Origin of the sequence: Bacillus sp. 3103sda1, from assembly GCF_024159135.1 — a bacterium.
GTDB classification, from domain to species: domain Bacteria; phylum Bacillota; class Bacilli; order Bacillales; family Bacillaceae_G; genus Bacillus_A; species Bacillus_A rhizoplanae.
Genome location: NZ_JAMYWS010000001.1, coordinates 32501 through 55618, shown reverse-complemented (window position 1 = coordinate 55618; position 23118 = coordinate 32501). Strand labels below are relative to the sequence as shown.

The 23118-nt window shown below is 37.0% G+C and carries 26 protein-coding genes and 2 rRNA genes (1 of these 28 running past the window's edge); 1 reads left to right on the top strand and 27 read right to left on the bottom strand.

The features are described 5' to 3' along the window. Positions 1-21 precede the first annotated feature (21 nt). From NKR74_RS00300 to metG, 16 genes are all read right to left on the bottom strand, one after another. Positions 22-246 carry an anti-sigma-F factor Fin family protein gene (locus tag NKR74_RS00300; RefSeq protein ID WP_098304982.1) on the bottom strand — a complete coding sequence of 75 codons (225 nt, stop codon included), beginning with the start codon at positions 244-246 and terminating at the stop codon, positions 22-24. A gap of 71 nt (positions 247-317) precedes the next feature. Then, positions 318-878 (bottom strand): aminoacyl-tRNA hydrolase, encoded by a 561-nt coding sequence (pth, locus tag NKR74_RS00295; protein WP_098304984.1) that lies wholly within the window; start codon positions 876-878, stop codon positions 318-320. 69 nt (positions 879-947) lie between these two features. Continuing rightward, positions 948-1901: a ribose-phosphate diphosphokinase gene (locus NKR74_RS00290; RefSeq protein WP_098304986.1), complete on the bottom strand. Its 954-nt coding sequence runs from the start codon at positions 1899-1901 to the stop codon at positions 948-950. A gap of 18 nt (positions 1902-1919) precedes the next feature. Continuing rightward, a complete protein-coding gene (gene glmU, locus NKR74_RS00285; RefSeq protein WP_253628335.1) occupies positions 1920-3299 on the bottom strand; it encodes a bifunctional UDP-N-acetylglucosamine diphosphorylase/glucosamine-1-phosphate N-acetyltransferase GlmU in 1380 nt (459 codons plus the stop codon). Positions 3300-3622: 323 nt separating this feature from the next. After that, on the bottom strand, positions 3623-3916 hold the full coding sequence (gene spoVG / locus NKR74_RS00280; protein ID WP_000454042.1) for a septation regulator SpoVG: 294 nt from the start codon (positions 3914-3916) through the stop codon (positions 3623-3625). A gap of 153 nt (positions 3917-4069) precedes the next feature. After that, positions 4070-4444 (bottom strand): RidA family protein, encoded by a 375-nt coding sequence (locus NKR74_RS00275; protein ID WP_098304990.1) that lies wholly within the window; start codon positions 4442-4444, stop codon positions 4070-4072. A 389-nt stretch (positions 4445-4833) separates the two neighbouring features. Further along, the gene (gene purR, locus NKR74_RS00270; protein ID WP_253628334.1) at positions 4834-5682 is read right to left on the bottom strand and encodes a pur operon repressor; all 849 of its coding nucleotides are present in this window, start codon (positions 5680-5682) and stop codon (positions 4834-4836) included. 54 nt (positions 5683-5736) lie between these two features. Next, the gene (gene ispE, locus NKR74_RS00265) at positions 5737-6606 is read right to left on the bottom strand and encodes a 4-(cytidine 5'-diphospho)-2-C-methyl-D-erythritol kinase (RefSeq protein ID WP_141524939.1); all 870 of its coding nucleotides are present in this window, start codon (positions 6604-6606) and stop codon (positions 5737-5739) included. Between the two features lie 185 nt (positions 6607-6791). Further along, on the bottom strand, positions 6792-6971 hold the full coding sequence (gene sspF, locus NKR74_RS00260) for an acid-soluble spore protein SspF (protein WP_001985066.1): 180 nt from the start codon (positions 6969-6971) through the stop codon (positions 6792-6794). Positions 6972-7066: 95 nt separating this feature from the next. Then, positions 7067-7342: a biofilm formation stimulator Veg gene (veg, locus tag NKR74_RS00255; RefSeq protein ID WP_098304996.1), complete on the bottom strand. Its 276-nt coding sequence runs from the start codon at positions 7340-7342 to the stop codon at positions 7067-7069. Positions 7343-7481: 139 nt separating this feature from the next. Continuing rightward, positions 7482-8345, bottom strand: a complete 864-nt coding sequence (gene yabG / locus NKR74_RS00250; protein ID WP_098304998.1) for a sporulation peptidase YabG — start codon at positions 8343-8345, stop codon at positions 7482-7484. Between the two features lie 109 nt (positions 8346-8454). Then, on the bottom strand, positions 8455-9330 hold the full coding sequence (gene rsmA / locus NKR74_RS00245; protein ID WP_253628333.1) for a 16S rRNA (adenine(1518)-N(6)/adenine(1519)-N(6))-dimethyltransferase RsmA: 876 nt from the start codon (positions 9328-9330) through the stop codon (positions 8455-8457). Then, positions 9327-9884 (bottom strand): ribonuclease M5, encoded by a 558-nt coding sequence (rnmV, locus tag NKR74_RS00240; protein WP_098305002.1) that lies wholly within the window; start codon positions 9882-9884, stop codon positions 9327-9329. The genes rsmA and rnmV overlap by 4 nt, the downstream gene beginning before the upstream one ends. Before the next feature lie 125 nt (positions 9885-10009). Further along, positions 10010-11206 carry a resuscitation-promoting factor gene (locus NKR74_RS23990; protein ID WP_253628332.1) on the bottom strand — a complete coding sequence of 399 codons (1197 nt, stop codon included), beginning with the start codon at positions 11204-11206 and terminating at the stop codon, positions 10010-10012. Between the two features lie 142 nt (positions 11207-11348). After that, a complete protein-coding gene (locus NKR74_RS00230; RefSeq protein ID WP_253628331.1) occupies positions 11349-12116 on the bottom strand; it encodes a TatD family hydrolase in 768 nt (255 codons plus the stop codon). Between the two features lie 178 nt (positions 12117-12294). Beyond that, positions 12295-14277: a methionine--tRNA ligase gene (gene metG, locus NKR74_RS00225; RefSeq protein ID WP_253628330.1), complete on the bottom strand. Its 1983-nt coding sequence runs from the start codon at positions 14275-14277 to the stop codon at positions 12295-12297. 367 nt (positions 14278-14644) lie between these two features. On the opposite strand from metG, the gene NKR74_RS00220 reads away from it, so the two are divergent. Then, positions 14645-14929 carry a transition state genes transcriptional regulator AbrB gene (locus NKR74_RS00220; RefSeq protein WP_098305010.1) on the top strand — a complete coding sequence of 95 codons (285 nt, stop codon included), beginning with the start codon at positions 14645-14647 and terminating at the stop codon, positions 14927-14929. Positions 14930-14958: 29 nt separating this feature from the next. Here NKR74_RS00220 and rsmI read toward each other — a convergent pair whose 3' ends face one another. From rsmI to NKR74_RS00165, 11 genes are all read right to left on the bottom strand, one after another. Next, complete coding sequence (rsmI, locus tag NKR74_RS00215) at positions 14959-15825, bottom strand: 16S rRNA (cytidine(1402)-2'-O)-methyltransferase (RefSeq protein WP_098305012.1); 867 nt, start codon at positions 15823-15825, stop codon at positions 14959-14961. After that, entirely contained in the window at positions 15794-16084 is a 291-nt protein-coding gene (locus NKR74_RS00210; protein WP_098305014.1) for a GIY-YIG nuclease family protein, read from the bottom strand. Before NKR74_RS00210 ends, rsmI begins: the two co-directional genes overlap by 32 nt. Next, a complete protein-coding gene (locus NKR74_RS00205) occupies positions 16071-16811 on the bottom strand; it encodes a tRNA1(Val) (adenine(37)-N6)-methyltransferase (RefSeq protein WP_253628329.1) in 741 nt (246 codons plus the stop codon). Before NKR74_RS00205 ends, NKR74_RS00210 begins: the two co-directional genes overlap by 14 nt. Before the next feature lie 146 nt (positions 16812-16957). Beyond that, positions 16958-17308 (bottom strand): DNA replication initiation control protein YabA, encoded by a 351-nt coding sequence (gene yabA, locus NKR74_RS00200; RefSeq protein WP_141524940.1) that lies wholly within the window; start codon positions 17306-17308, stop codon positions 16958-16960. A 14-nt stretch (positions 17309-17322) separates the two neighbouring features. Beyond that, entirely contained in the window at positions 17323-18150 is an 828-nt protein-coding gene (locus NKR74_RS00195; RefSeq protein WP_098305020.1) for a PSP1 domain-containing protein, read from the bottom strand. A 4-nt stretch (positions 18151-18154) separates the two neighbouring features. After that, entirely contained in the window at positions 18155-19138 is a 984-nt protein-coding gene (gene holB, locus NKR74_RS00190; protein WP_253628328.1) for a DNA polymerase III subunit delta', read from the bottom strand. A 32-nt stretch (positions 19139-19170) separates the two neighbouring features. Next, the gene (gene tmk / locus NKR74_RS00185; RefSeq protein WP_253628327.1) at positions 19171-19797 is read right to left on the bottom strand and encodes a dTMP kinase; all 627 of its coding nucleotides are present in this window, start codon (positions 19795-19797) and stop codon (positions 19171-19173) included. Between the two features lie 18 nt (positions 19798-19815). Next, positions 19816-21225, bottom strand: coding sequence for an aminotransferase class I/II-fold pyridoxal phosphate-dependent enzyme (locus NKR74_RS00180; RefSeq protein WP_253628326.1), 1410 nt, complete (start codon positions 21223-21225; stop codon positions 19816-19818). A gap of 82 nt (positions 21226-21307) precedes the next feature. After that, positions 21308-21493, bottom strand: a complete 186-nt coding sequence (locus tag NKR74_RS00175; RefSeq protein ID WP_098305028.1) for a sigma factor G inhibitor Gin — start codon at positions 21491-21493, stop codon at positions 21308-21310. Positions 21494-21803: 310 nt separating this feature from the next. Next, positions 21804-21919, bottom strand: a 5S ribosomal RNA gene (gene rrf / locus NKR74_RS00170). Positions 21920-21969: 50 nt separating this feature from the next. Beyond that, positions 21970-23118 (bottom strand): 23S ribosomal RNA (locus tag NKR74_RS00165); it runs 1774 nt beyond the window's last position.

Genomic DNA, 23118 nt, shown 5'->3' with positions numbered 1-23118 from the left:
ACTCTGATAGAAATTTCATTTTTATTGTAAGAACAGTTCATATTCATAGTACTCAGGATAGGATGCGAGCGTTTTTTGACACGATTCACAAATTGTTTTTATATATATATTTCCGTTTTCATCAAAATGAATCATTTCTAATCGCTCTTGCTCTGTTAGTTGACCCAATACAAAGCCATATACTTTTTCTGCTGCAATACTACCTATCTTACATCCACAATGTCTGCAGTGATAATGTCCGTCCATAAATTCCTCCTAGCCGTACAATTACTACTATTATGGATATAAGTACAAGAAAATATTCCATTTCCAAAACGTTAGTTATTAAAAGTATTCATAACTTGTAAAAATGGAGTTTTCAGCCATTCTTCACATGCACCTGCACTTTTTTCAATTGCTCGCTCTACCTCTGGCATCTCATCTACTGTAAAACGACCTAAAACATAATCGACTACCTTCATCCCATTTTTAGGACGATCGATCCCCATACGAATACGTTGAAATTCCTGTGTCCCTAAATGTGCAATTGTTGATTTTACACCATTATGACCACCAGCACTACCTTTCATACGAAGACGTAATTTCCCAACCGGAATATCTAAATCATCGTACATCACTACAAAATCTTCAATATCAATTTTATAGTAATCCATAAGTGGACGAATACTTTCTCCAGATAAATTCATATATGTAAGGGGCTTTAATAAAATAACTTTTTCTCCATTCACAAAACCCGCACCAAATAACCCTTTAAATTTCTGTTCATTTAACGGTATATTCCAACGTTTAGACAATTCATCGATAGCCATGAACCCAATGTTATGCCTTGTTAATTCATATTCTCTCCCTGGGTTACCAAGTCCTACTATTAATTTCATTGTAACACCACTTTCTTTTTTCGATACGAAAAGACGTAACCAAAATTGGTTACGTCTCATTCTATCCAATTAATTAAATAGTACACTTACAGATTCTTCTTCGTAAACACGAATAATTGCTTCTCCAATTAATGGAGCAACAGAAAGTTCTTGTACTTTATCAATTTTCTTCTCTTCTGGTAATACGATAGAGTTTGTTACAACTAACTCTTTAATGTTTGAATTTTGAATACGTTCAATTGCTGGACCAGATAAAACTGGATGTGTACAGCAAGCATATACTTCAGAAGCACCGTTCTCTACAAGAGCGTTTGCTGCTAATGTAATTGTACCAGCTGTATCAATGATGTCATCAATTAAAATTGCTGTTTTACCTTCGATATTACCTACGATATTCATTACTTCTGCTACGTTTGGACGCGGACGGCGTTTATCGATAATAGCGATTGGTGCTTTTAAACGATCTGCCATTTTTCTCGCGCGCGTTACACCACCGTGGTCAGGAGATACAATTACGATATCCTTAAGACCTTTCTTCTCAAAATAATCAGAAAGAATAGGTACACCCATTAAATGGTCGATTGGAATATCAAAGAATCCTTGAATTTGTGGAGCATGTAAATCTAGAGTAATTACACGGGTAGCACCCGCTGTTTCAAGTAAGTTTGCAACAAGCTTCGCTGTAATCGGCTCACGAGAACGCGCTTTACGATCTTGACGTGCATAGCCATAGTAAGGAATAACAATGTTAATTGTTTTCGCAGATGCACGTTTTAACGCATCAATCATAATAAGCAATTCCATAATATGCTCGTTTACTGGGAAGCTTGTAGATTGGATGATAAATACATCGCAACCACGAATACTTTCTTCAATGTTAATTTGAATTTCTCCATCACTAAAACGTGCAACAGAACATTTTCCTAATTCTACTCCAATGTGCTTTGCAATTTGCTCAGCGAGCGCCTTGTTAGAGTTTAAAGAAAACACTTTCAAATTAGAATTTAGATATTGATTCGACATCTAGATTAACCCTCCACATTATGATTTTTTCTTGTTCAGCAATTGAGAAACATAGTCTTCTTTGTTAACTTGACGTGCACGTGCAATTGATAATGCTTTTGATGGAACATGCTCTGTAATTGTAGAACCTGCCGCAACATAAGCACCATCTTCAACTGTTACAGGAGCAACAAGGTTTGAATTACAACCAATAAATACGCCATCTCCGATAACCGTTTTAAATTTATTCTTGCCATCGTAGTTCACCGTAATTGAACCGCACCCAAGATTCACGTCTTCTCCAACTTGTGCATCCCCGATATAACTTAAGTGTGAAGCTTTACTTCTATTACCAAAGACAGTCTTTTTAATTTCCACGAAGTTTCCAACACGTACTTCATTACCAATAACAGATTGCGGGCGGATATGAGCGAACGGCCCAATTGCAACATCAATACCAATCTTACTATCATGAACTGTAGATTGGCGAATTGTTGTATTATCCCCCACTTCACTATCACGGATTACTGTATGCGGTCCAACTTCACAATTTGACCCAATAACAGTATAACCTTCAATAATTGTCCCCGGATAAATAACCGTATCATTACCGATTTTTGCATCGACAGAAATATACGTGTTGTTCGGATCAATAATTGTAACACCATTCACCATGTGTTTACGGTTAATACGTTTTTTCATAATGTCTTCCGCTTGCGATAGAGCGACTCTGTCGTTAACTCCTAACGTTTCATCAAAATGCTCCGTTTGATAGGCAGATACAATATGACCTTCATTTTTCAAAATCTCAATTACATCTGGAAGGTAATATTCCCCTTGCACATTTTCATTAGAAACTTTAGAAAGAGAAGCAAATAGCGCTTTATTATCAAAACAATACGTACCTGTATTAATTTCTTTAATAGCTCGCTCTTCTTCGTTTGCATCTTTATGTTCGACAATTTTTTCAACGTGACCATTTTCATTACGAACAATTCGTCCATAACCAGCAGGTTCCCCAATGCAGGCTGTTAGTACCGTTGCCTTTGCACCTGCTTCCTCATGCTGTTTTAACAGAGCTTCCATTGTTTCCGCTGTAATAAGAGGCGTATCACCACAAATTACTAATGTTGTTCCTTCTTCATTACCCAGTGCATCAGCTGCTTGCATAACGGCATGTGCTGTTCCTAGCTGCTCTGTTTGCAATGCAAATTCACTGGCACTTCCTAATTGATCTTGTACCTTTTCAGCGCCGTGTCCAACAACCGTAACAAGCTTCTGCACTTCTAGCTGAGAGACTTGATCAACTACATGCTGTACCATCGGTTTCCCACATACAGGATGAAGCACTTTGTATAGACTTGACTTCATACGCGTACCTTTTCCTGCAGCAAGAATCACTGCAAATCTTTTTGACATATAGACCCTCCATCGCAACCTATTTATCCATTAAAGATATTATCTTAAATAATTATATATTTCAAGAAACACTGCATAACTATTAAATTTTACCATAACTTTTATGTAATGTTTTAGTATTTAGTATCTTTTTTTATGAAATAAGCTATACTATTTCTTTTTAAGAGGAGATTGAAGAAGAAAGTATATAAAGGGAAGCTTCCATCGTCGGGAGTCTTACTGCCCGCGAATAGTGGGATAAACAAAAACAAACTCCCGTAAATACTTACAGGAGTTTGCCAAAATTATAGAGCCCTTATTATAGAGCTCTTCTTCTTCGAATTTTACGAAGCTCCAGCTTCTTCAAACTCAACTTCTTCTAACTCGCCTAAACGATGATACTCAGTTAAAACCGCATCTTGAATTTTAGAACGAGTATTAGAATTAATTGGATGAGCAATATCACGGAACTCTCCATCTGGAGTACGTTTACTTGGCATTGCTACAAATAACCCATTATTGCCATCAATTACACGAATATCATGAACAACAAACTCATGGTCTAGTGTAATAGAAGCAATCGCTCTCATGCGGCCTTCTGTGTTTACGCGGCGTAATCTTACGTCAGTCACTTCCATCTTGTGTTCACCACCCTTTTTCTAAATAAGCGATATATTTCTATAAATTCCACAAATTTTCTATTTTTCCTTCAATTTTTTAAAAATTTTTAAGATAAAAATTTTTATTTTAATTGAATATAAAAATAAACGGACGTTGTCGCTTACAAATTCTTACTTCACAAGGGCAATGACTTCAATTTCAACCGATACATCTTTCGGTAATTTTGCTACCTGTACACAAGAACGTGCTGGTTTATGTACAGAAAAATATGTACTATATACTTCATTTACCGCATCAAAATCATTCATATCTTTTAAAAATACAGTTGTTTTTACAACTGTTTCAAACGATGCTCCAGCTTCTGTTAATACTGCCTGTAAATTTCGAAACACTTGCTCTGTTTGTTCCTTTACATCTCCAGTCAAAAGTTCACCAGCTACTGTTAAAGGAATTTGTCCAGAACTGTAAAACATATTATTTACAATCATACCTTGTGAATATGGGCCGATCGCCTGTGGTGCTTCATTTGTTTGAACTACTTTCATCGTTTTTCACCCTTTAATATTTTTTATCCCACTTTCGTAAACTACTCCCAATAGGGGAACTGCAGTTTTAGCAGGCGGTAAGCCCCCCAGAATTGGGAGCCTACCGTCTACTAAAACCCATCGATTGCAATCGATCAAGAATCCCCAGAATAAAAAAATTAGGTGAGAGCTTATTATCAATAAGAATGAACTATCCTTATTGATAATAGTTTCACTTTACAAAAAAAGATAAAGCAGTTGCTTTATCTTTTCTCTACTCTAGCGAACAACATCTTCGTTAAATCAATCTATTGAGAAGGTTGTTTCTTCCGCTACTCGCAACCCGATTGGTAAGAACTTTTCATCAGTGAGGGCTAAAAACCCTCTACTGATGAAAGTTTCACTTTATCTTACTCAGTTTCTCCAATCATGTCAGCAAACGGACTTAAAGAGTAATTTCCTTTTTCCACTTGAATCGTCTTTTCTTTCACATCTACTTCAGACAAACGAATTAACGAAACAAAGTCATCAACAAGTCTTTCCTCAATATCACTTGATTCCACTAAAACACCAATACCTACTACATTTGCATTAAATTCCTCAAGCATGCTCATCATACCTTGCACAGTTCCGCCAGCTTTCATAAAATCATCGATGATTAATACATTTGCGCCTTCTGGAAGGCTGCGCTTTGCTAATGTCATCGTTTGAATACGCTTAGAAGAACCTGATACATAATTAATACTTACTGTTGGGCCTTCTGTTACTTTATTATCTTTTCTAGCAATCACAACCGGAACATCTAAGTAATTGGCTACTGCATATGCCAAGGGAATCCCTTTCGTTGCAACTGTCATAACAGCATCAATTGGCTGTCTCGCAAATACAGAAGCAAAGAGTCGCCCTGCGCCATTAATATGGCGTGGGTTACTTAAAAGGTCCGTCATATATAAATAACCGCCTGGAAGAATACGATCAGGATTCTCAAATAATTTGCAAAGCTCATTAATAATTTGCGTTGCTTCCTCCTGGCTTATATATGGGATATATTTCACTCCTCCTGCTGCACCTGGTACCGTTTGTAATGTGCCGACTCCTTGTTGTTCAAACGTTTGTTTAATAATGACTAAATCTTCACTAATAGAAGATTTAGCAGATTGATACCGTTCAGCAAAAAAAGTGAGAGAAACTAACTGACGAGGATTCTGAAGCAAATAATAAGTCATATCGACTAACCTTGTACTTCGTCTGATTTTCACGCTCTCACCTCAAATTACGAATATTTTAAACAAATCATAACTTATTATACGTCTTTATTCAAGACTTTCTCGCTCTCCTAATAAACGTACTGCATATACTTGATCACAAAATCCTTTTAATCCGTTATAAATACGGTGCATGCGTGAATCATGACGAACTAGACCAAAAACCGTTGGCCCACTACCACTCATTAAAACTGCATCTGCACCAAAACGTTTCATCTGTGCTTTAATATGTGCAACTTCAGGATGCATTGAAAATGTTACATCTTCTAACACATTACCGACTGTATGACAAATTCCTTCGTAGTCACCATTTTGAATCACTTCCACCATACGATCTACATTTGGGTGTGTTACACGATCTAATCGTAAATTTCCATATACATCCGCTGTTGATACACCAATATGTGGCTTTGCCAAAATAACCCAGAAAGAAGGCGGTGTCTTAATATGTTCAATTTTCTCTCCACGGCCTGTTGCAATGGCAGTCCCACCATATACACAAAATGATACATCTGATCCAATTTCGGCACCTAATTCTGCAAGTTCATCAATTGTAAGTCCAAGATTCCATAATTTATTCAAACCTCGTAATGCTGCAGCCGCATCGCTGCTTCCACCTGCTAGTCCCGCTGCAACTGGAATCGTTTTTTCAATTGCAATGGATACTCCTCTTTTTACTTGAAAGCGTTCCTTTAACAGCTTTGCCGCTTGATAAGCTAAATTTCTTTGGTCGTCTGGGACATAGCGATTATGAGATACGATTTCAATCCGGTCTTCAGATAAATCTGTTAGTTCTAACCGATCTGCTAAATCAATTGTTGTCATAATCATTTTAACTTCATGATAACCGTCCGGCCTTTTTCCTAGTACATCTAACGACAAATTAATTTTTGCTGGTGCTTTAACTAGTAGCTTCAATCTATTCACCTACTCTATGTACTCAATCTTTTATCGTTTATTTTACCATAAATTTATAGTAGAACGATGACACTTCCCTAATTATAACGAAAAGCATCAAGAATGAAACTACTTATACCACTTTTTCGCGTGCAAAAAGCCGAGGAGCATCTCCTCGGCCACCGTAGCATAGAAGTATCTTACCGTTACTGGTTTTGTTTCATCAATTGCTGCTCTGCAATTTCAATTGCACGCTTGACCATGTTACCAGCATCTTTCGCACGAATTCCGCCCCATCCCTCTTTTTGCACAACATCATAAAATCCAAGTTCTTTCGCAAGCTCTTCTTTAAATTGATTTGACATGACTCCTCTTCGTCTACTCAATGCAAGCCCCCCTTTATAGCTACGGTACATTTAGTATGTGACACTGCCACTTTCTTCAATTCCGGAAAATATATGTAATCAAACAAAGACCATTTTTAAACAGACTGTTCCCCTAACATGACCTCATTATCTTGCGCATCATAAAATGTAAGCTCAACTGTTTCTGTTAATACGTCTGCATAACTGTAAGAAACACGCTGAAATGTATCTTCTTGTTGGTCAAGTTGAACTACAAAAACAGAACGGTATGTTTCTGCTAACACACCAGATCGTTCTATCGTTTTTCTTCGTCCACTATTCGCTTTTAGCATAAGCCTCTGACCAAGATGATGGTCCAGTGCACTTTTGATTTCGTCTAAACGTTTCGACATATCGTGCTACACCTCGCTGTAATTGGGATGGAAAGTATAAAAGTATAAATCATATATGTATAGTCTGTACGTTCTTATACTTTTTTATCCAAATTTCCAAAAGCAAGCATATGAAAAGCAAGGCAAATGCTTACCTTGCTCACTCGTCATAATATTGAAAAGGCAATCCCGTTCGCAAAATCCCTTTCGTTTCAATTCCGCCAAGCCCCTTCTCACCAGTTACTGTATTGCGTATGACATCCCATACATTGACCCGTTCCATAAAAGAAGTAAAGCTCACCTTTGCTACAACATATACCGGATCTAACGCATGAATATTAATACGAGACGGCGAACTTGCAAAATTGGCTCCGGCTCGAATAAGGGCTTCAAAATGCGATTGACACGCCCCAGCAAAAATAACAGGATGATCTAATGAGGGGTACTTCTTTCGTACTGTACGTACAGCCTGTACAAAGTGCTTAGAATGACGATAAGCTGCTAAATCTCCCATTTCCCCTTTTGACTTTGTATAGGCATCATGCCCAGTAATTACCAAGATATCAGGACGAACATGTTCAATTAAATCTAGAACCTTCTCGTGCATCTCTGTTTCTTTACAATGAATACCCTGTACTGGCACACCGATTTTCGTATATAAATCTAAACATTTTCTTAAATATAAAGGATCCCCGTCAAGGTGAAGCACTTTTCCTGGCATTTGAAAGTAATTTACTTCATTTGTATAACCACCTGTTGATTGATATTCATTACGTTGCCTCATTAATACGTAATCCTGTTGGAATAAACGATATGTCTTTTCCATTGTTTCTCGTTCCTGCTTTACCCTTTTCGTATAATCCCGTTGATCAACAAGAACTAAATCTTCTATTGGTGCATCTGCTACGAGCCGAAATTCTTCCCCAAACAAAATTGCTATCGTATCTTTTATTTCTGTTACTCGAAAAAGAAGATCGCGCTGATAAGACTTTCTCTCCACTAAATCTCCAACGTGTACAGCCATTCTTCTACCTCCAAACTCGTAGGGACATATAACTCACTACGTTCTTTTGTAGCCTATGAACTTATAGAAAAAAGGGTGACAAAAAAGGCAGCTCAGAACGAGCTACCTTTTACATTTTATATGAAAATAAAGCGTTACTTAGCTTTGCAAACTCTTCAATTGATAATGTTTCTCCTCTTCGTTTCGGATCAATTTCAACTTCTGCTAATATACGCTCAAGTAATATTTTATCCTTTGGAAAACCATTTAAGTTATTAGATAGGTTATTCATTAATGTTTTACGTCGCTGCGCAAAGCTAGCTCTCACCACTTCAAAGAAGAATGCTTCATCCTTTACCTCTACAAGTGGCTTTGGACGTCTTAATAAACGAATAACTGCTGAATCTACATTTGGCTGTGGTACAAATACTGTACGCGGAACCGTCATCACTGTTTCAGGTTCTGTATAATATTGAATGGCAATTGATAATGAACCATAATCTTTTGTTCCTGGCCGAGCTGCTAAACGATCAGCTACTTCTTTTTGCATCATGACCACAAAACCACGCACTGGTAATTGTTCTTCTAATAACTTAAATAAAATTGGCGTTGTTACATAGTATGGCAAGTTTGCTACTACCATTACATCTTGGCCCTCTTCAAAACGCTCTTGAAATACTTCATTTACATCAGCTTTTAAGATATCCTTATTGATTACCGTTACGTTATTATAAGGCGCTAATGTCTCTTCCAAAATAGGTAAAAGACGTTGATCAATTTCAAACGCTACAACTTTCTTAGCGCGTTTTGCCAATTGCTCTGTTAACGCTCCAATACCAGGCCCAATCTCAATTGCCCCACTCTCAGATCCAATTTCTGCGTAATCCACAATACGATTTAACACATTTGTATCAATTAAAAAGTTTTGCCCTAAACTCTTTTTAAATGAAAATCCATACTTTTCAACAATATCTTTCGTACGATTTGGTGTTGCGATATCTTTCATTTCTTTTCCTCCTGTAATACTTGCTCATACGCTTTTGCAAAATCCTGCTTTGAAATCTGGAACATTTGCAAACGTTTATGTAACTGTTTTGCATTTGTATAACCGATCTTTAATAGCTTACCCATTCGTTCTCTGCGACTTTTTGCTTTTTCTCCGCCAACGAGTCCGGCTTCTACTAAGTCAATCCAATCAATTTCGCTCGTGTATGCTTCCATCTCCCCGTGTAAATTTTCTAAAGCACGTCGAATAGATTCATTAGAAGCATGCTCAATTCCCACACCCTTCTTTCGCTTCGCTAATGCTTCTTCTTTCGGTAAGAAGGCGTGTTTACACCCTGGTACTTTCTCAGAAATAATTTTACGAATACGCTCTCCTGGGTAATCGGGATCTGTAAAAATAATTACACCTCGTGTTTGCTGCGCCAATTTCACCTGTTCAATAACATGATCTCCAATCGCTGAACCGTTCGTTTCAATTGTATCTGCATCTACTGCACGCTTAACGGCAACCGTATCATCCTTACCTTCTACAACAATTATTTCTTTAATCTTCATAACTTCCTCCACACTCATTTCACATCTCTAATTAGTAAAACAAAAAAACGCCTACTTTTCCATTATTATTTTCCTATTAATACAATTTAAAAAGCAGAGGAGAAAAAATTCCTCTGCTTACAATATTATTGTAACACTTTAATTTTCACCTGTTTTCTTCCCCAAGAGTATGCTTGTGATTCCGTTGGCATAAGAACATCGATACGATTTCCTTTAATCGCTCCGCCCGTATCACCAGCAACTGCATATCCGTATCCTTCTACCCATACCCTTGTTCCGAGCGGAATAACGCTTGGATCTACTGCAATTAATTTCATATTGGGATTTGCCATATAATTATAGCCTCCTGCACTTACACCTTCGCAGCCCCCACAGTACGGAGAATATGCTGTTGCTTGTACATAAAATTCTTTGACAGCTACACCTTCTTCACCATCTGAAGTATGCTCTTCTTCTTTTTTTGTACCAACAGCTACAATACGATTTTTCACTTCTTGCACCACTTCTTCTTTCTGCAAGTCTCTTGAGACTTCATTTCCGTCCTCTTTTACAACTTCAAATATTTTCTTCTTTTTTCCTTCTATTCCTTCTTGAATCACTTTTTCAGTTCCCGTTAAGAGTGAAGAATCTTCTTGTCTTACTTCCGTAAAGGGAATTGGTTCTTCCACTGCATCGCTGACTTTTTCTACTCGAGTTACCTTGACCTTCATATTTCGTTGCATCACTTCCTGCAAAGCGGGTTCCACTTTATCTATTTCACTTAGTGACACTTGTCGTTCTTTCAAAAAGTCAGCGACAGTAGTCGAAGTTGACCATACTTGCTGCTCTTGACCGCTAACAGTTAACGTAACCGGGAATGCTTTTTGAATCATGACTTTTTTCGTACCCTCTAAATCTGTATGCAAACTAGGGTATATTTTATCATGTTCATTAATTTCGATATGTTCTTCTACTAACAAATCTTTTACTGTCTTTGCTGTTGATTGTACTTGTTTCTCTTTCCCATCGACCATAATCATAAATGGCCTTGCTTTTTCTACATTCACCTTCATTTCACCCTTAATTTTTGTAGAAAGTGCTGGATATATATGATCTTTTTCTGTTACTTGAATCCCTTCGTCTTGTAACAATTCACTTACAGTATTTGCATGCGTATAAATTTCTTGTTTCTTTCCATCTACTTCAATAACTATTTTATCCGTTGTCCCTGCGTAAGCTACGGTCCCAACAGACCCTGAAATGATTAATGCACTCGTAAATTTTACTGCTAATTTTTTGCTCGCTTCTAACCTGGATAATAAATTCCTTGCATTTACAATCACAATAAAGTGCCCCCTTTGTCCCTGTCTAGATCAGAATTACTGAATCTCATTCTCCTACTATTTCAAGTAGTATTACTCATCTGAAGACAAACATAGGTGAAGGAAGAAAAAGTGAGAGGAGGGATTCCTCCTCTACTTCTCATTATTGAATGCCGAATAGTCTTTTTGCATTTTCTGTTGTTTTTACCGCTACTTCTTCATAAGATAATCCTTTTAATTTTGCAATTTCCTCCGCAACAAGCTTTACGTAGCTCGGTTCATTTCGTTTTCCACGAAACGGATGAGGAGTTAAATACGGACAATCTGTTTCGATTAAAAGTTGTTCCATTGGAATTTCCATCGCAACTTCTTTTGGTTTCTTTGCATTTTTAAAAGTTACTGGCCCACCTAATGAAATAAGGAAATTCATATCAATACACTGTTTTGCGACTTCAACACTACCGCTAAAACAATGCATAATTCCTCCTACTTCAAATGCGTTTTCTTCTTTTAAAATATCTACGATGTCTTGCGTTGCGTCGCGATTATGTATGATGATTGGTAATTTCACCTTTCTCGCTAGTCTAATCTGTTTACGAAATACTTCCTTTTGCACATCTTCCGGAGACTTGTCCCAGTGATAATCTAAGCCCATTTCACCAAGTGCAACAACTTTTGGATGATTTGCTAACTCTTCTAACCATTTTAGGTGCTCTTCTGTCATATCAATTGCATCAACAGGATGCCAACCAACAGCTGCATAAATAAAGTCATATGTTTCTGCTAATTCGATTGCCTTTTTGATTGTCACTTCATCAAAACCAACTACAACTGTATAAGAAACACCAGCTTCTTTCATTCTTGCAATTACTTCCTGTAAATCCTCTTCAAATTGCTCTGCATTTAAATGTGAATGTGTATCAAACAACATAACAATAACTCCTTTTATTTGAAATAAATTCTATCATAGGTAAAAATTACTTTCCTAACAACGTAATAACAACCATATTACAATTTTGATACAAAAAAGGAAATTTTAGAAAGATTTTCGACAAGAAAAAAGATGTTTCACGAATGTTACACGTGAAACATCTCTCATTTTGTCGTTATTACTTAATTTTTGTACCATTTGGTAAGTTTTGATCGACTGTTGCTAACGATAATTTTCCATTTTCTTCGCCTGCCAAAATCATACCTTGTGATAATTCACCACGTAGTTTTACCGGTTTTAAGTTGGTAACACAAATGACCTTTTTCCCTTTTAATTCTTCTGGAGAATAAAATTTAGCAATTCCAGATACAACTTGTCGTTTTTCTGTTCCTAAATCAAGTTGTATCTTTAACAGCTTGTCTGCTTTTTTCACAGGTTCTGCATCTAACACTTCTGCTACACGTAGATCTACTTTAAAGAAATCGTCAATTGTAATTTCTTCTGCCTTTGGCTCCGCTTCTTTCTTCTCTTCTACTTTTGGAGCAGCGCCTTTCATTTGTTCTTTAATATACTCTACTTCTACTTCTACTTCTAAACGCGGGAATACAGGCTGCCCTTTCGCAACTTTTGTGCCAGTTGGAATGCAACCAATTGTAGAAAGGCTGTTCCAAGTTTTATATTCTTCATCTGTAATCCCAATTTGTTCAAAGATTTTTCCTGGTGTTTCTGTTAAAAATGGCATTAACATAATCGCTGTTTGTCGAAGTGCTTCTGCAAGATGCGCCATAACAGAAGCGAGTTTCTCACGATCACTTTCATCTTTTGCTAATACCCAAGGTTGTGTTTCATCTATATATTTATTTGTACGGCTAACAAATTGCCAAATTGTGCTTAGTGCTACCGAAAACTCCATGTTTTCCATTGAAGCTTCTACTTTTTGCAATGTATCTTTTGCAAATGTTACTAAAGTTTCATCAAATTCTGTTACATTTGCTTTGTAGGCTGGAATTTCCCCACCAAAATATTTATCAATCATTGCTACTGTGCGATTTAATAAATTTCCTAAATCATTCGCAAGATCGAAGTTAATACGCTCAACAAATCCCTCTGGTGTAAATACACCATCTGATCCAAATGGTACCTCACGAAGTAGGTAGTAACGAAGTGCATCTAAACCGTAACGATTAATTAATGTGACAGGATCTACTACATTTCCTTTTGATTTACTCATTTTTCCATCTTTCATTAAAATCCAACCATGTGCAAATACTTTTTTCGGAAGTGGTAAATCAAGAGCCATTAAAATAATTGGCCAATAAATTGTATGGAAACGAACAATCTCTTTTCCTACTAAATGAACATCTGCTGGCCAATATTTTTTATACTTTTCTTCATTCGCTGTTCCGTAACCTAATGCCGTAATATAGTTAGATAATGCATCTACCCACACGTAAATAACATGCTTCGGATTACCCGGTACACGAACACCCCAGTCAAAAGAAGTACGAGAAACAGCTAAATCTTCTAATCCTGGTTTAATAAAATTATTAATCATTTCATTTTTGCGTGATTCTGGTTGAATGAAGTGTGGATTATCTTCATAGAACTTTAATAGTCGATCTACATATTTCCCCATTCTAAAGAAATATGATTCTTCACGAACAAGTTCTACTGGATGACCACTATCTGGGCTCTTTCCACCAATTACTTTTCCATTTTCCATCACTGGGTCAACAAGTTGATGCTCTGTATAGAATGTTTCATCTTGTACAGAATACCAACCTTCATATTCATCAAGATAAATATCACCTTGATCAACAAGTTGCTTAAAGATTTTTTCTACAACTTCTTTATGACGATCTTCTGTTGTACGGATAAAATCATCATAAGAAATATCCATTTTTCCCCACAACTCTTTAATTCCTGCTACAATGTTATCAACATACGCTTGTGGTGTAACATTTAATTCTTCTGCTTTCTTTTGAATCTTTTGTCCATGTTCATCAGTGCCTGTTAAATAGTAGACATCATATCCTTGCATACGTTTATAGCGTGCCATTGCATCCCCCGCTACCGTCGTATAAGCATGTCCGATGTGAAGTTTTCCACTTGGATAATAAATCGGAGTGGTAATGTAAAAGGTCTTATTTTCCTCTGTCATTGTTTTGAACCTCCCAAATGACCTCATATGTATTTATAAACAGTATATCAAAAACTTAGGTATAAAGACGAGTGAATGCTCTATATCTTTATCATCTATTACTCATATTAAGAAAAAATATACATTTTAACACTTCGGAATTATCAATAAAATTAAGATAATAAAATAAATCTCTCTATACATCTATTATTTTTTAGTATATATAATAAGTAGATGCGAAAATCTACAAAACTTTTATAAATTTTACAATTAAAGAATTGACGGAAATGTCAATGATTGGTATCATATGTGCATAGGGTATTTTGTCGAAAAATGACGAATTCAAATAGATGTACAAACTTGCAAAATATGAGGAGGAGAAACAAATATGAAATCTACTGGTATCGTTCGTAAAGTTGATGAATTAGGCCGCGTTGTAATTCCAATTGAATTACGCCGCACACTAGGTATTGCAGAAAAGGATGCTCTTGAAATCTACGTTGATGACGAGAAAATTATCTTAAAAAAATATAAGCCAAACATGACTTGCCAAGTAACTGGTGAAGTTTCTGATAGTAACCTTTCATTAGCTGAAGGTAAAATCATTTTAAGCCCAGAAGGTGCAGAGCAAATCTTAAAAGAATTACAACAATTTATCGCAGCAGCAAAATAAAGCTTCTCTAATAGAGAAGCTTTTATTTTTTAAACATGGTATGCTTGATATACATCTCGTTTCGACATATTTCGATCTTTTGCAACTATTTTAATTGCTTCTTTAGAAGAAAGACCTTTCTCCTCTATGTAGTATTCAACATGTCCCTCAACAGTTAACGTTTCCCACCACGCTTCTTCATCTACAGCTTCTTCCGTAGAACCTTCTACTAGAACACAAAACTCTCCGCGCACTTCATTTTCCTTTGCCCAATGAATGACTTCCTCTAAGGAACCACGAATAAATTCTTCAAATTTCTTCGTAAGCTCACGACACAATACAACATTTCTATTCCCTAACACATCTTTCATAGAAATTAATGTTTCTCCTAATCGATGTGGCGCTTCGTAAAACATCATTGTATTTGGAATATAGCGTAACTTCTCTAATTCTGCTTTACGCTCTTTTTTATGTCTCTGTAAAAATCCATAGAAATAAAAGTGCTTTGTCTCTAATCCAGAGGCAATTAATGCTGTAAGCGCAGCATTTGGACCAGGAAGGGGCACAACTGAATACTGCTGCTCTACTGCTTGTACAACGATGTCATAACCAGGATCCGAAATACATGGCATACCTGCATCACTGACAATTGCTACCGTTTTTCCTTGTTCTAACATATCTAAAATTTTTCGACCGCTCACTTCTTTATTATGCTCATGATAACTCATTACCGGTGTTTCAATTTCAAAATAATTACATAGTTTTTTCGTTTGCCTTGTATCCTCTGCTGCAATAAAGTCTGCTTCTTTTAATATACGAATCGCGCGAAATGTCATATCTTCTAAATTTCCAATTGGAGTTGGAACTAAATATAATGTTCCTCTCTCATTCATTTGAAAGCTTTTTTGCTGCCACATAATAGTCTCCTTTTTGTATATACTCATCTTTTTGTTTTCGTTTTAACTGCTTAAAACGATATTCTGCCTGCATTGCAGTCCTTTTTTCTTCATAAGTTTCAAAGTATTTTAACCTAACAGGACGCCTTGCTCTTGTATAGCGTGCTCCTTTTCCGCTATTATGAGCTTCAATTCGCTTCTCTAAATGGTTTGTATATCCCGCATAGTAGCTCCCATCGGCACATTCAACAACATAAAAATAATGCTTATTCTGCTCCATATAAAATCGCGTTCATTTCTTTCGTATATTCGTTATTATCTTCATATACAAAAAGAGGCGGCAAAATTTTCAAATCAGCATTCCCATCTTTAATACCTTCAATTAATAACGTATTGGCTTCTTTACCTACTTTTGGATATACAAATTGGAGGCGTTTTGGTTCAATTTTATATTTTCTCATAAGCGTTACAATATCAAGTAAACGGCCAGGACGATGTACAAAGGCCACTTTTCCCCCTTGCTTAACAAGTTGGCTGCTAACACGTACAACGTCTTCTAACGTACACATAATTTCGTGACGAGCAATCGCTAAATGCTCATTAAAATTTTGTTCAGAAGGTTTTGGTGTTTGAAAGTATGGTGGATTGCATGTAACAACATCAAACTGATGTCGCCCTATTTGCTCTGGCATATGCTTTAAATCACCATGAATAAGCTGTATTCTCTCTTCTAAATCATTATATTGAACACTTCTAACACCCATGTTGTAAATACGCTCTTGTATTTCAACTCCCGTAATCTTCCCTTTCGTACGGGAACTTAATAAAAGAGGAATCACTGCATTTCCTGTGCACAAATCTAATATATTCCCTTTCTGAATTGGCATCCACGCAAAGTTTGCTAATAATACTGCATCTAATGAAAAATTAAATACTGACGGACTTTGAATAATTTTCATATCTTTTGATAGTAAATAATCTAAACGTTCATCTCCATACAATTGCATATATTTCTTTCCTTCCTCATCATTCAAGCTTATTTTAACAGACGTTAAGACAATCTATGCTATGTTCATAACAGTCTAATCTGTTTTACTTATATTTTGGTTATATGTACAAAAAATTACCTTTCCAATTTATTGGAAAGGTAATTTTATTTTTTATTTAAAAAGGATAAACAGAATAAACAATCCCCTTCTTTACGTACACTTCCATAATGCAAATTACAAATATGAAAACCCTCTTGATACAGGCGTGCCAAATTATCATATCCTTCACCGATATCTATTTTAGGCTTTATCTCTTTTCGTTTATTCGACTTTTGTTTCTGCTTATTCTGAATTTCTTCAAAACGATTTCGCAAATTTTCATTTTCCATTTTAATATGTTGGTTTTCTTCAAGTAGCTCTGCGAGATGCTGCTTTAGCTCTCCCAACTGTTTATAGAGATATCCAATTTGCTCTTCCATACTAGAAACCGCTGCAAAAATATCTTTTTTCTCCACAAGCACCCACCTCATTAATCTGTGGTTTGACTCGAAACGACCCCTTTATTTATTAATTCATCTAACGTATATTCTACTATCCGTTCCTTGTCTACTAATTCCACTTGAATTAATCTTTCTAAAATATTTAACCCGATTACACGACCAAGACCATGCGGTGTTTGTATTTTTTCATCTAAATCTGGAAGCTGCTCTTTTGCTGCTTCATATTCATCATTTTCATACTTTAAACAACACATCAGTCGACCACATAACCCAGAGATTTTCGCAGGATTTAATGATAAATTTTGATCTTTTGCCATTTTAATGGATACAGGTTCAAAATCCCCTAAAAAAGTAGAACAGCACAGCATTCGACCGCATGGACCAATACCGCCAAGCATTTTTGCTTCATCACGAACACCAATCTGTCTTAACTCGATTCTTGTCCGAAAAATAGCGGCTAAGTCTTTTACAAGCTCACGAAAATCAATACGACCATCCGCTGTAAAATAAAAAATAACCTTATTGCGATCAAATGTATACTCCACGTCAACAAGTTTCATATCAAGATCATGCTCGACTACTTTTTGCTGACAAACTTGATACGCTTCTTTTGCTGCACGTTTATTTTCCTCAACAATTGTACGATCATTTTCATCTGCGATACGAATGACTTTCTTTAATGGGAGTACAACATCATTTTCATCGACTTGTTTCTTCGTGATGACAACTTTCCCATATTCAATTCCCCGTACTGTTTCCACGATCGCAAATTCATTTTCTGAGATATCAAATTGATTTGGGTCAAAGTAATACACTTTTCCGGCCTTCTTAAAACGAACACCTACTACATCATACAAACGGTCATCCCTCCTGCAACCGCAACACTAACTGTTCGAACACAAGCTGCGCATTTACATTAGCGTTGATTCTATTTTTTGCTTCTAATATATTGAAAAGAGCCGATACAATGCGCTTTTGAGAATAGGAAAAAGATTGGAATAACCCTTTTTGGTCTTGAAAAACTAGACGATCTTCTTCTCCCAATTGAACATATAATAAATCCTTATAAATAAGGAGCAACATATCTAATCCTAACTGTAATTGTTCTTTCTCTCCAAAATGCTTCACCCACTTCTCCTGTACAAAAAAAAGAGACGTGGTATCTTTCTCTAGGGCTTCACATAATTTTATCACTAAAGTTCGTGCTTGTGCAAACCATTCATCACCACAAAACGATAACGCCTCATCAAAACTATTTGTAAGTTCAGCCGCAAGATTCCCTAAAGAAAAACTTACTTCTTCCCTTTGTAACCGATTTACCAGAGCATCTTTTGGAAGAGAGCGAAATGTAACAATTTGACATCGTGATAGAATGGTACTTAAAATTTGATGACTTTGCTCCGTTAATAAAATAGCTGTTGTATCACTGCTCGGTTCTTCTAAAAATTTAAGCAATGTATTTGCAGCATTTGTCGTCATCTTATCTGCATGCTCAATAATATATATTTTTTTAGTTGCTTCTAAACCGGTTTTAGAAAATTCTTCTTGCAATTCATGGATTTGCTGCTTCTTAATTGATAACCCATCTGGTGTAACGGTATATACGTTTGGGTGATTGCCCGAATGAATACGCCGGCAATTCGTACATGTATGACAAGGCTCTACTCCATTTCGCTGCAAACAAAGAAAGCTTTTCGCCATTTGTATAGCTGTTTCAAGCTTCCCTGTTCCTTTTGGCCCTTCTAACAAATAAGCGTGGGATATACGCTCTTTTGCAATACTATTCATTAACATTTTTACAACAATGGGTTGTATAAGAGACAGTTGTTCCCACGTCTTCGTCATGTTTCATACCTCACTTTTTATACTTTCTTCTATTATAACAACTTTTGTTCAATAAGCTGAGTAACTTCTTCTACAACGGCTTCCATTGGTTGATCTGCATTTACAACGACGATGCGATCCGCAAATCGATCTACTAATTGTAAATATCCTTCACGAACACGTTTATGAAACTCCATACTTTCTAAATCTAAACGGTTTACTTCTCTATTATCATCTTTTCTAATACGTGCTAAGCCAACCTCTGGATCAATATCTAAATAGATTGTAATATCTGGCATACAATCTTCTGTTGCAAAACGATTAATTTCAAACACCTTGTCGACACCAAGACCTCTTGCATATCCTTGATAAGCAAGGGAGCTATCAATAAAACGATCACATATTACAATATAACTATCTTCTAAGGCTGGCATGACTTTCTCTACTAGATGTTGTCTGCGTGCTGCAGCATATAATAATGCTTCTGTACGTGCTTCCATCATTGTATGCTCTTTTTTATGTAAAATGGTACGAATTTCTTCTGAAATTGTAATACCACCTGGTTCGCGTGTTGCCATTACTTTTTGTTCCTTCTTCTCAAAGTACGGCAATAATTTTGTAATTAATGTAGATTTTCCTGATCCTTCTGGTCCTTCAATTGTTACAAACAATCCCTTCATCTATAAAAACCTCTTTCTCTATATATCATATACAGTAATATTTTTTGTATTTCCTTGAAAACGTGCACTAGTCTCTTCTAAATAAGAAATTTGATTTATATGCTCTAACGTAATTTCTTCTCCATACATAAGCAAAGGAATCCCTGGTGGATACGGTATAATCATCTCGGCCGCAATCATACCTAACGCCTCCTGTAAAGGTACAACTTTTTTCTTATACTTCTCCAACTCCTTATATGTAAACGATAAAGAAGATAACTTTTCTTTATCAGGATAATAAATACACGGCCTAGTATCTTCTACATCATATGAGCATAGTGCACCTTGTAGCCTATCAATTACTTTTATATAATCCTCATTTACTTGGAGTGGTAAGATAAGTAAAACATTATAGGGATCTGCCATTTCAACATACATACCGATCTCTTCAAATACACGTTGTAATTCATATCCAGAGAGCTTACAGCGTGTTTGCACTGTTACTTTTAATGCATCTTGTATTGGATACTCTAAAACAGCAAATTGTGGAATACGATTTAATGCTGTACGAATTTGCTGAGTAAATGTAGCAATCTCCTTACAACCTTCTTCTTTTATCTTCGCTAATGCAAAACGGGCTATATCTAATGAAGCCATTATTGGATAAGACGGACTACTAGATTGCAATATATTTAAATAAGAAGAAACCCTTTCTTCATCAACGAGAGTGCTATTTACATGTAAGTATGATCCCATTGTCATTGCTGGTAATGTTTTATGTGCTGAATGAACAACGATATCAGCTCCGTATGCAAGTGCCGATTTTGGAAAAGGCTCTCCAACACAAAAATGCGCTCCATGTGCCTCATCTACCAAAACAGGAATACGATGTGCATGTGCTAATGCAACACTCTTTTCTAAATCTACACCCATACCATAATAATTGGGATGCGTTAAAATAAGAGCTTTCGCTTGTGGATATTGTTGAATTGCAGCTTCAATCACTTTATAAGGAACACCCACTGGGACACCATATTTTTCATTAATCCATGGCTCTAGAAAGACAGGACGTGCCCCAGCTAATTTAAGACCATTCATAATGGATTTATGAGCATTTCTTTGTACAAGAACCGTATCATGTTCATTACAGCATGCTAACAGCATAGCTAAATTCCCAACGGTTGAACCATTGATTAAAAAATAACTTTTTTGTACTTCATATAACTCTGCTAATAATTGTTGTGCTTCTTCTATACATTCAAATGGACTATGAAGATCATCCAGTCCAGTAAGCTCTGTTACGTCAATAGAAAGTATATCATGAAAATACTCCTGTGCTTCATCTGGAAAATTCGTTCCACTTTTATGACCTGGAACATGAAAGGATACTGGCTTCTTACTTACAAAGGTCTTTAATGCTTCATATAAGGGCATTTTTCTTTGATCCATACTCACTCTTCCTTATTATTCATTCTCTCTACATTATACCGAGATTTGTACAAAAAAAATAATAGGCAAATATGCCTATTTTCTAACGCGATACTTGTATCTTTCGCAATTGCTGTAAATAAAACATATACTTCGGATTATTTGTACTTGTTTCTATCATTTCTCGCTCACATGATTCACATATAAAACTCGTATACAAATGAATTCCACTATCCTTCTTATGTTCACACACAATACAAATCTCTTCTTTTGTTGTAACGTACCCCATATATTCGCTTATTTATCGTAGTCTATCTAACCATCATTATATAAAACTAGACAAACGATAATTAAGCCTTCCTCCCCTCTATACGAAATGAAACAATACATTTATAAGCGTTAACACTTTTTTAAAATATATACGTCCTTTTACACTTTTAGTGTATGAATCATTTCTAGGCAAAGTGTCTGTCTGAGAAATAGTTGAATCAACCTGCCCTTATAGACGGTACCCCATCTATTTCTTAAGAGTGAATCCTACTACTCGAGAATACCGGGGTAAAAATAAAAAGACGAGTCCAATGACTCGTCTTTCGTTTGCCTGGCAACGTCCTACTCTCACAGGGACAAAGTCCCAACTACCATCGGCGCTAGAGAGCTTAACTTCCGTGTTCGGTATGGGAACGGGTGTGACCTCTCTGCCATCATTACCAGACTTATGAAGGTATATTCCTTCAAAACTAGATAACATTTGCTTCATATTATATGGTTAAGTCCTCGATCTATTAGTATTCGTCAGCTCCACATGTCACCATGCTTCCACCTCGAACCTATCAACCTGATCATCTTTCAGGGATCTTACTAGCTTAACGCTATGGGAAATCTCATCTTGAGGGGGGCTTCATGCTTAGATGCTTTCAGCACTTATCCCTTCCGCACATAGCTACCCAGCTATGCCCTTGGCAGAACAACTGGTACACCAGCGGTGCGTCCATCCCGGTCCTCTCGTACTAAGGACAGCTCCTCTCAAATTTCCTACGCCCACGACGGATAGGGACCGAACTGTCTCACGACGTTCTGAACCCAGCTCGCGTACCGCTTTAATGGGCGAACAGCCCAACCCTTGGGACCGACTACAGCCCCAGGATGCGATGAGCCGACATCGAGGTGCCAAACCTCCCCGTCGATGTGGACTCTTGGGGGAGATAAGCCTGTTATCCCCGGGGTAGCTTTTATCCGTTGAGCGATGGCCCTTCCATGCGGAACCACCGGATCACTAAGCCCGACTTTCGTCCCTGCTCGACTTGTAGGTCTCGCAGTCAAGCTCCCTTATGCCTTTGCACTCTACGAATGATTTCCAACCATTCTGAGGGAACCTTTGGGCGCCTCCGTTACTTTTTAGGAGGCGACCGCCCCAGTCAAACTGCCCACCTGACACTGTCTCCCGGGTCGATAAGACCCGTAGGTTAGAATTTCAATACAGCCAGGGCGGTATCCCACCAGCGCCTCCACCGAAGCTAGCGCTCCGGCTTCAAAGGCTCCCGCCTATCCTGTACAAGCTGTACCAAAATTCAATATCAGGCTACAGTAAAGCTCCACGGGGTCTTTCCGTCCTGTCGCGGGTAACCTGCATCTTCACAGGTACTATAATTTCACCGAGTCTCTGGTTGAGACAGTGCCCAAATCGTTACACCTTTCGTGCGGGTCGGAACTTACCCGACAAGGAATTTCGCTACCTTAGGACCGTTATAGTTACGGCCGCCGTTTACTGGGGCTTCAGTTCAGAGCTTCGCTTGCGCTAACCCCTCTCCTTAACCTTCCAGCACCGGGCAGGTGTCAGCCCCTATACTTCGCCTTACGGCTTCGCAGAGACCTGTGTTTTTGCTAAACAGTCGCTTGGGCCTATTCACTGCG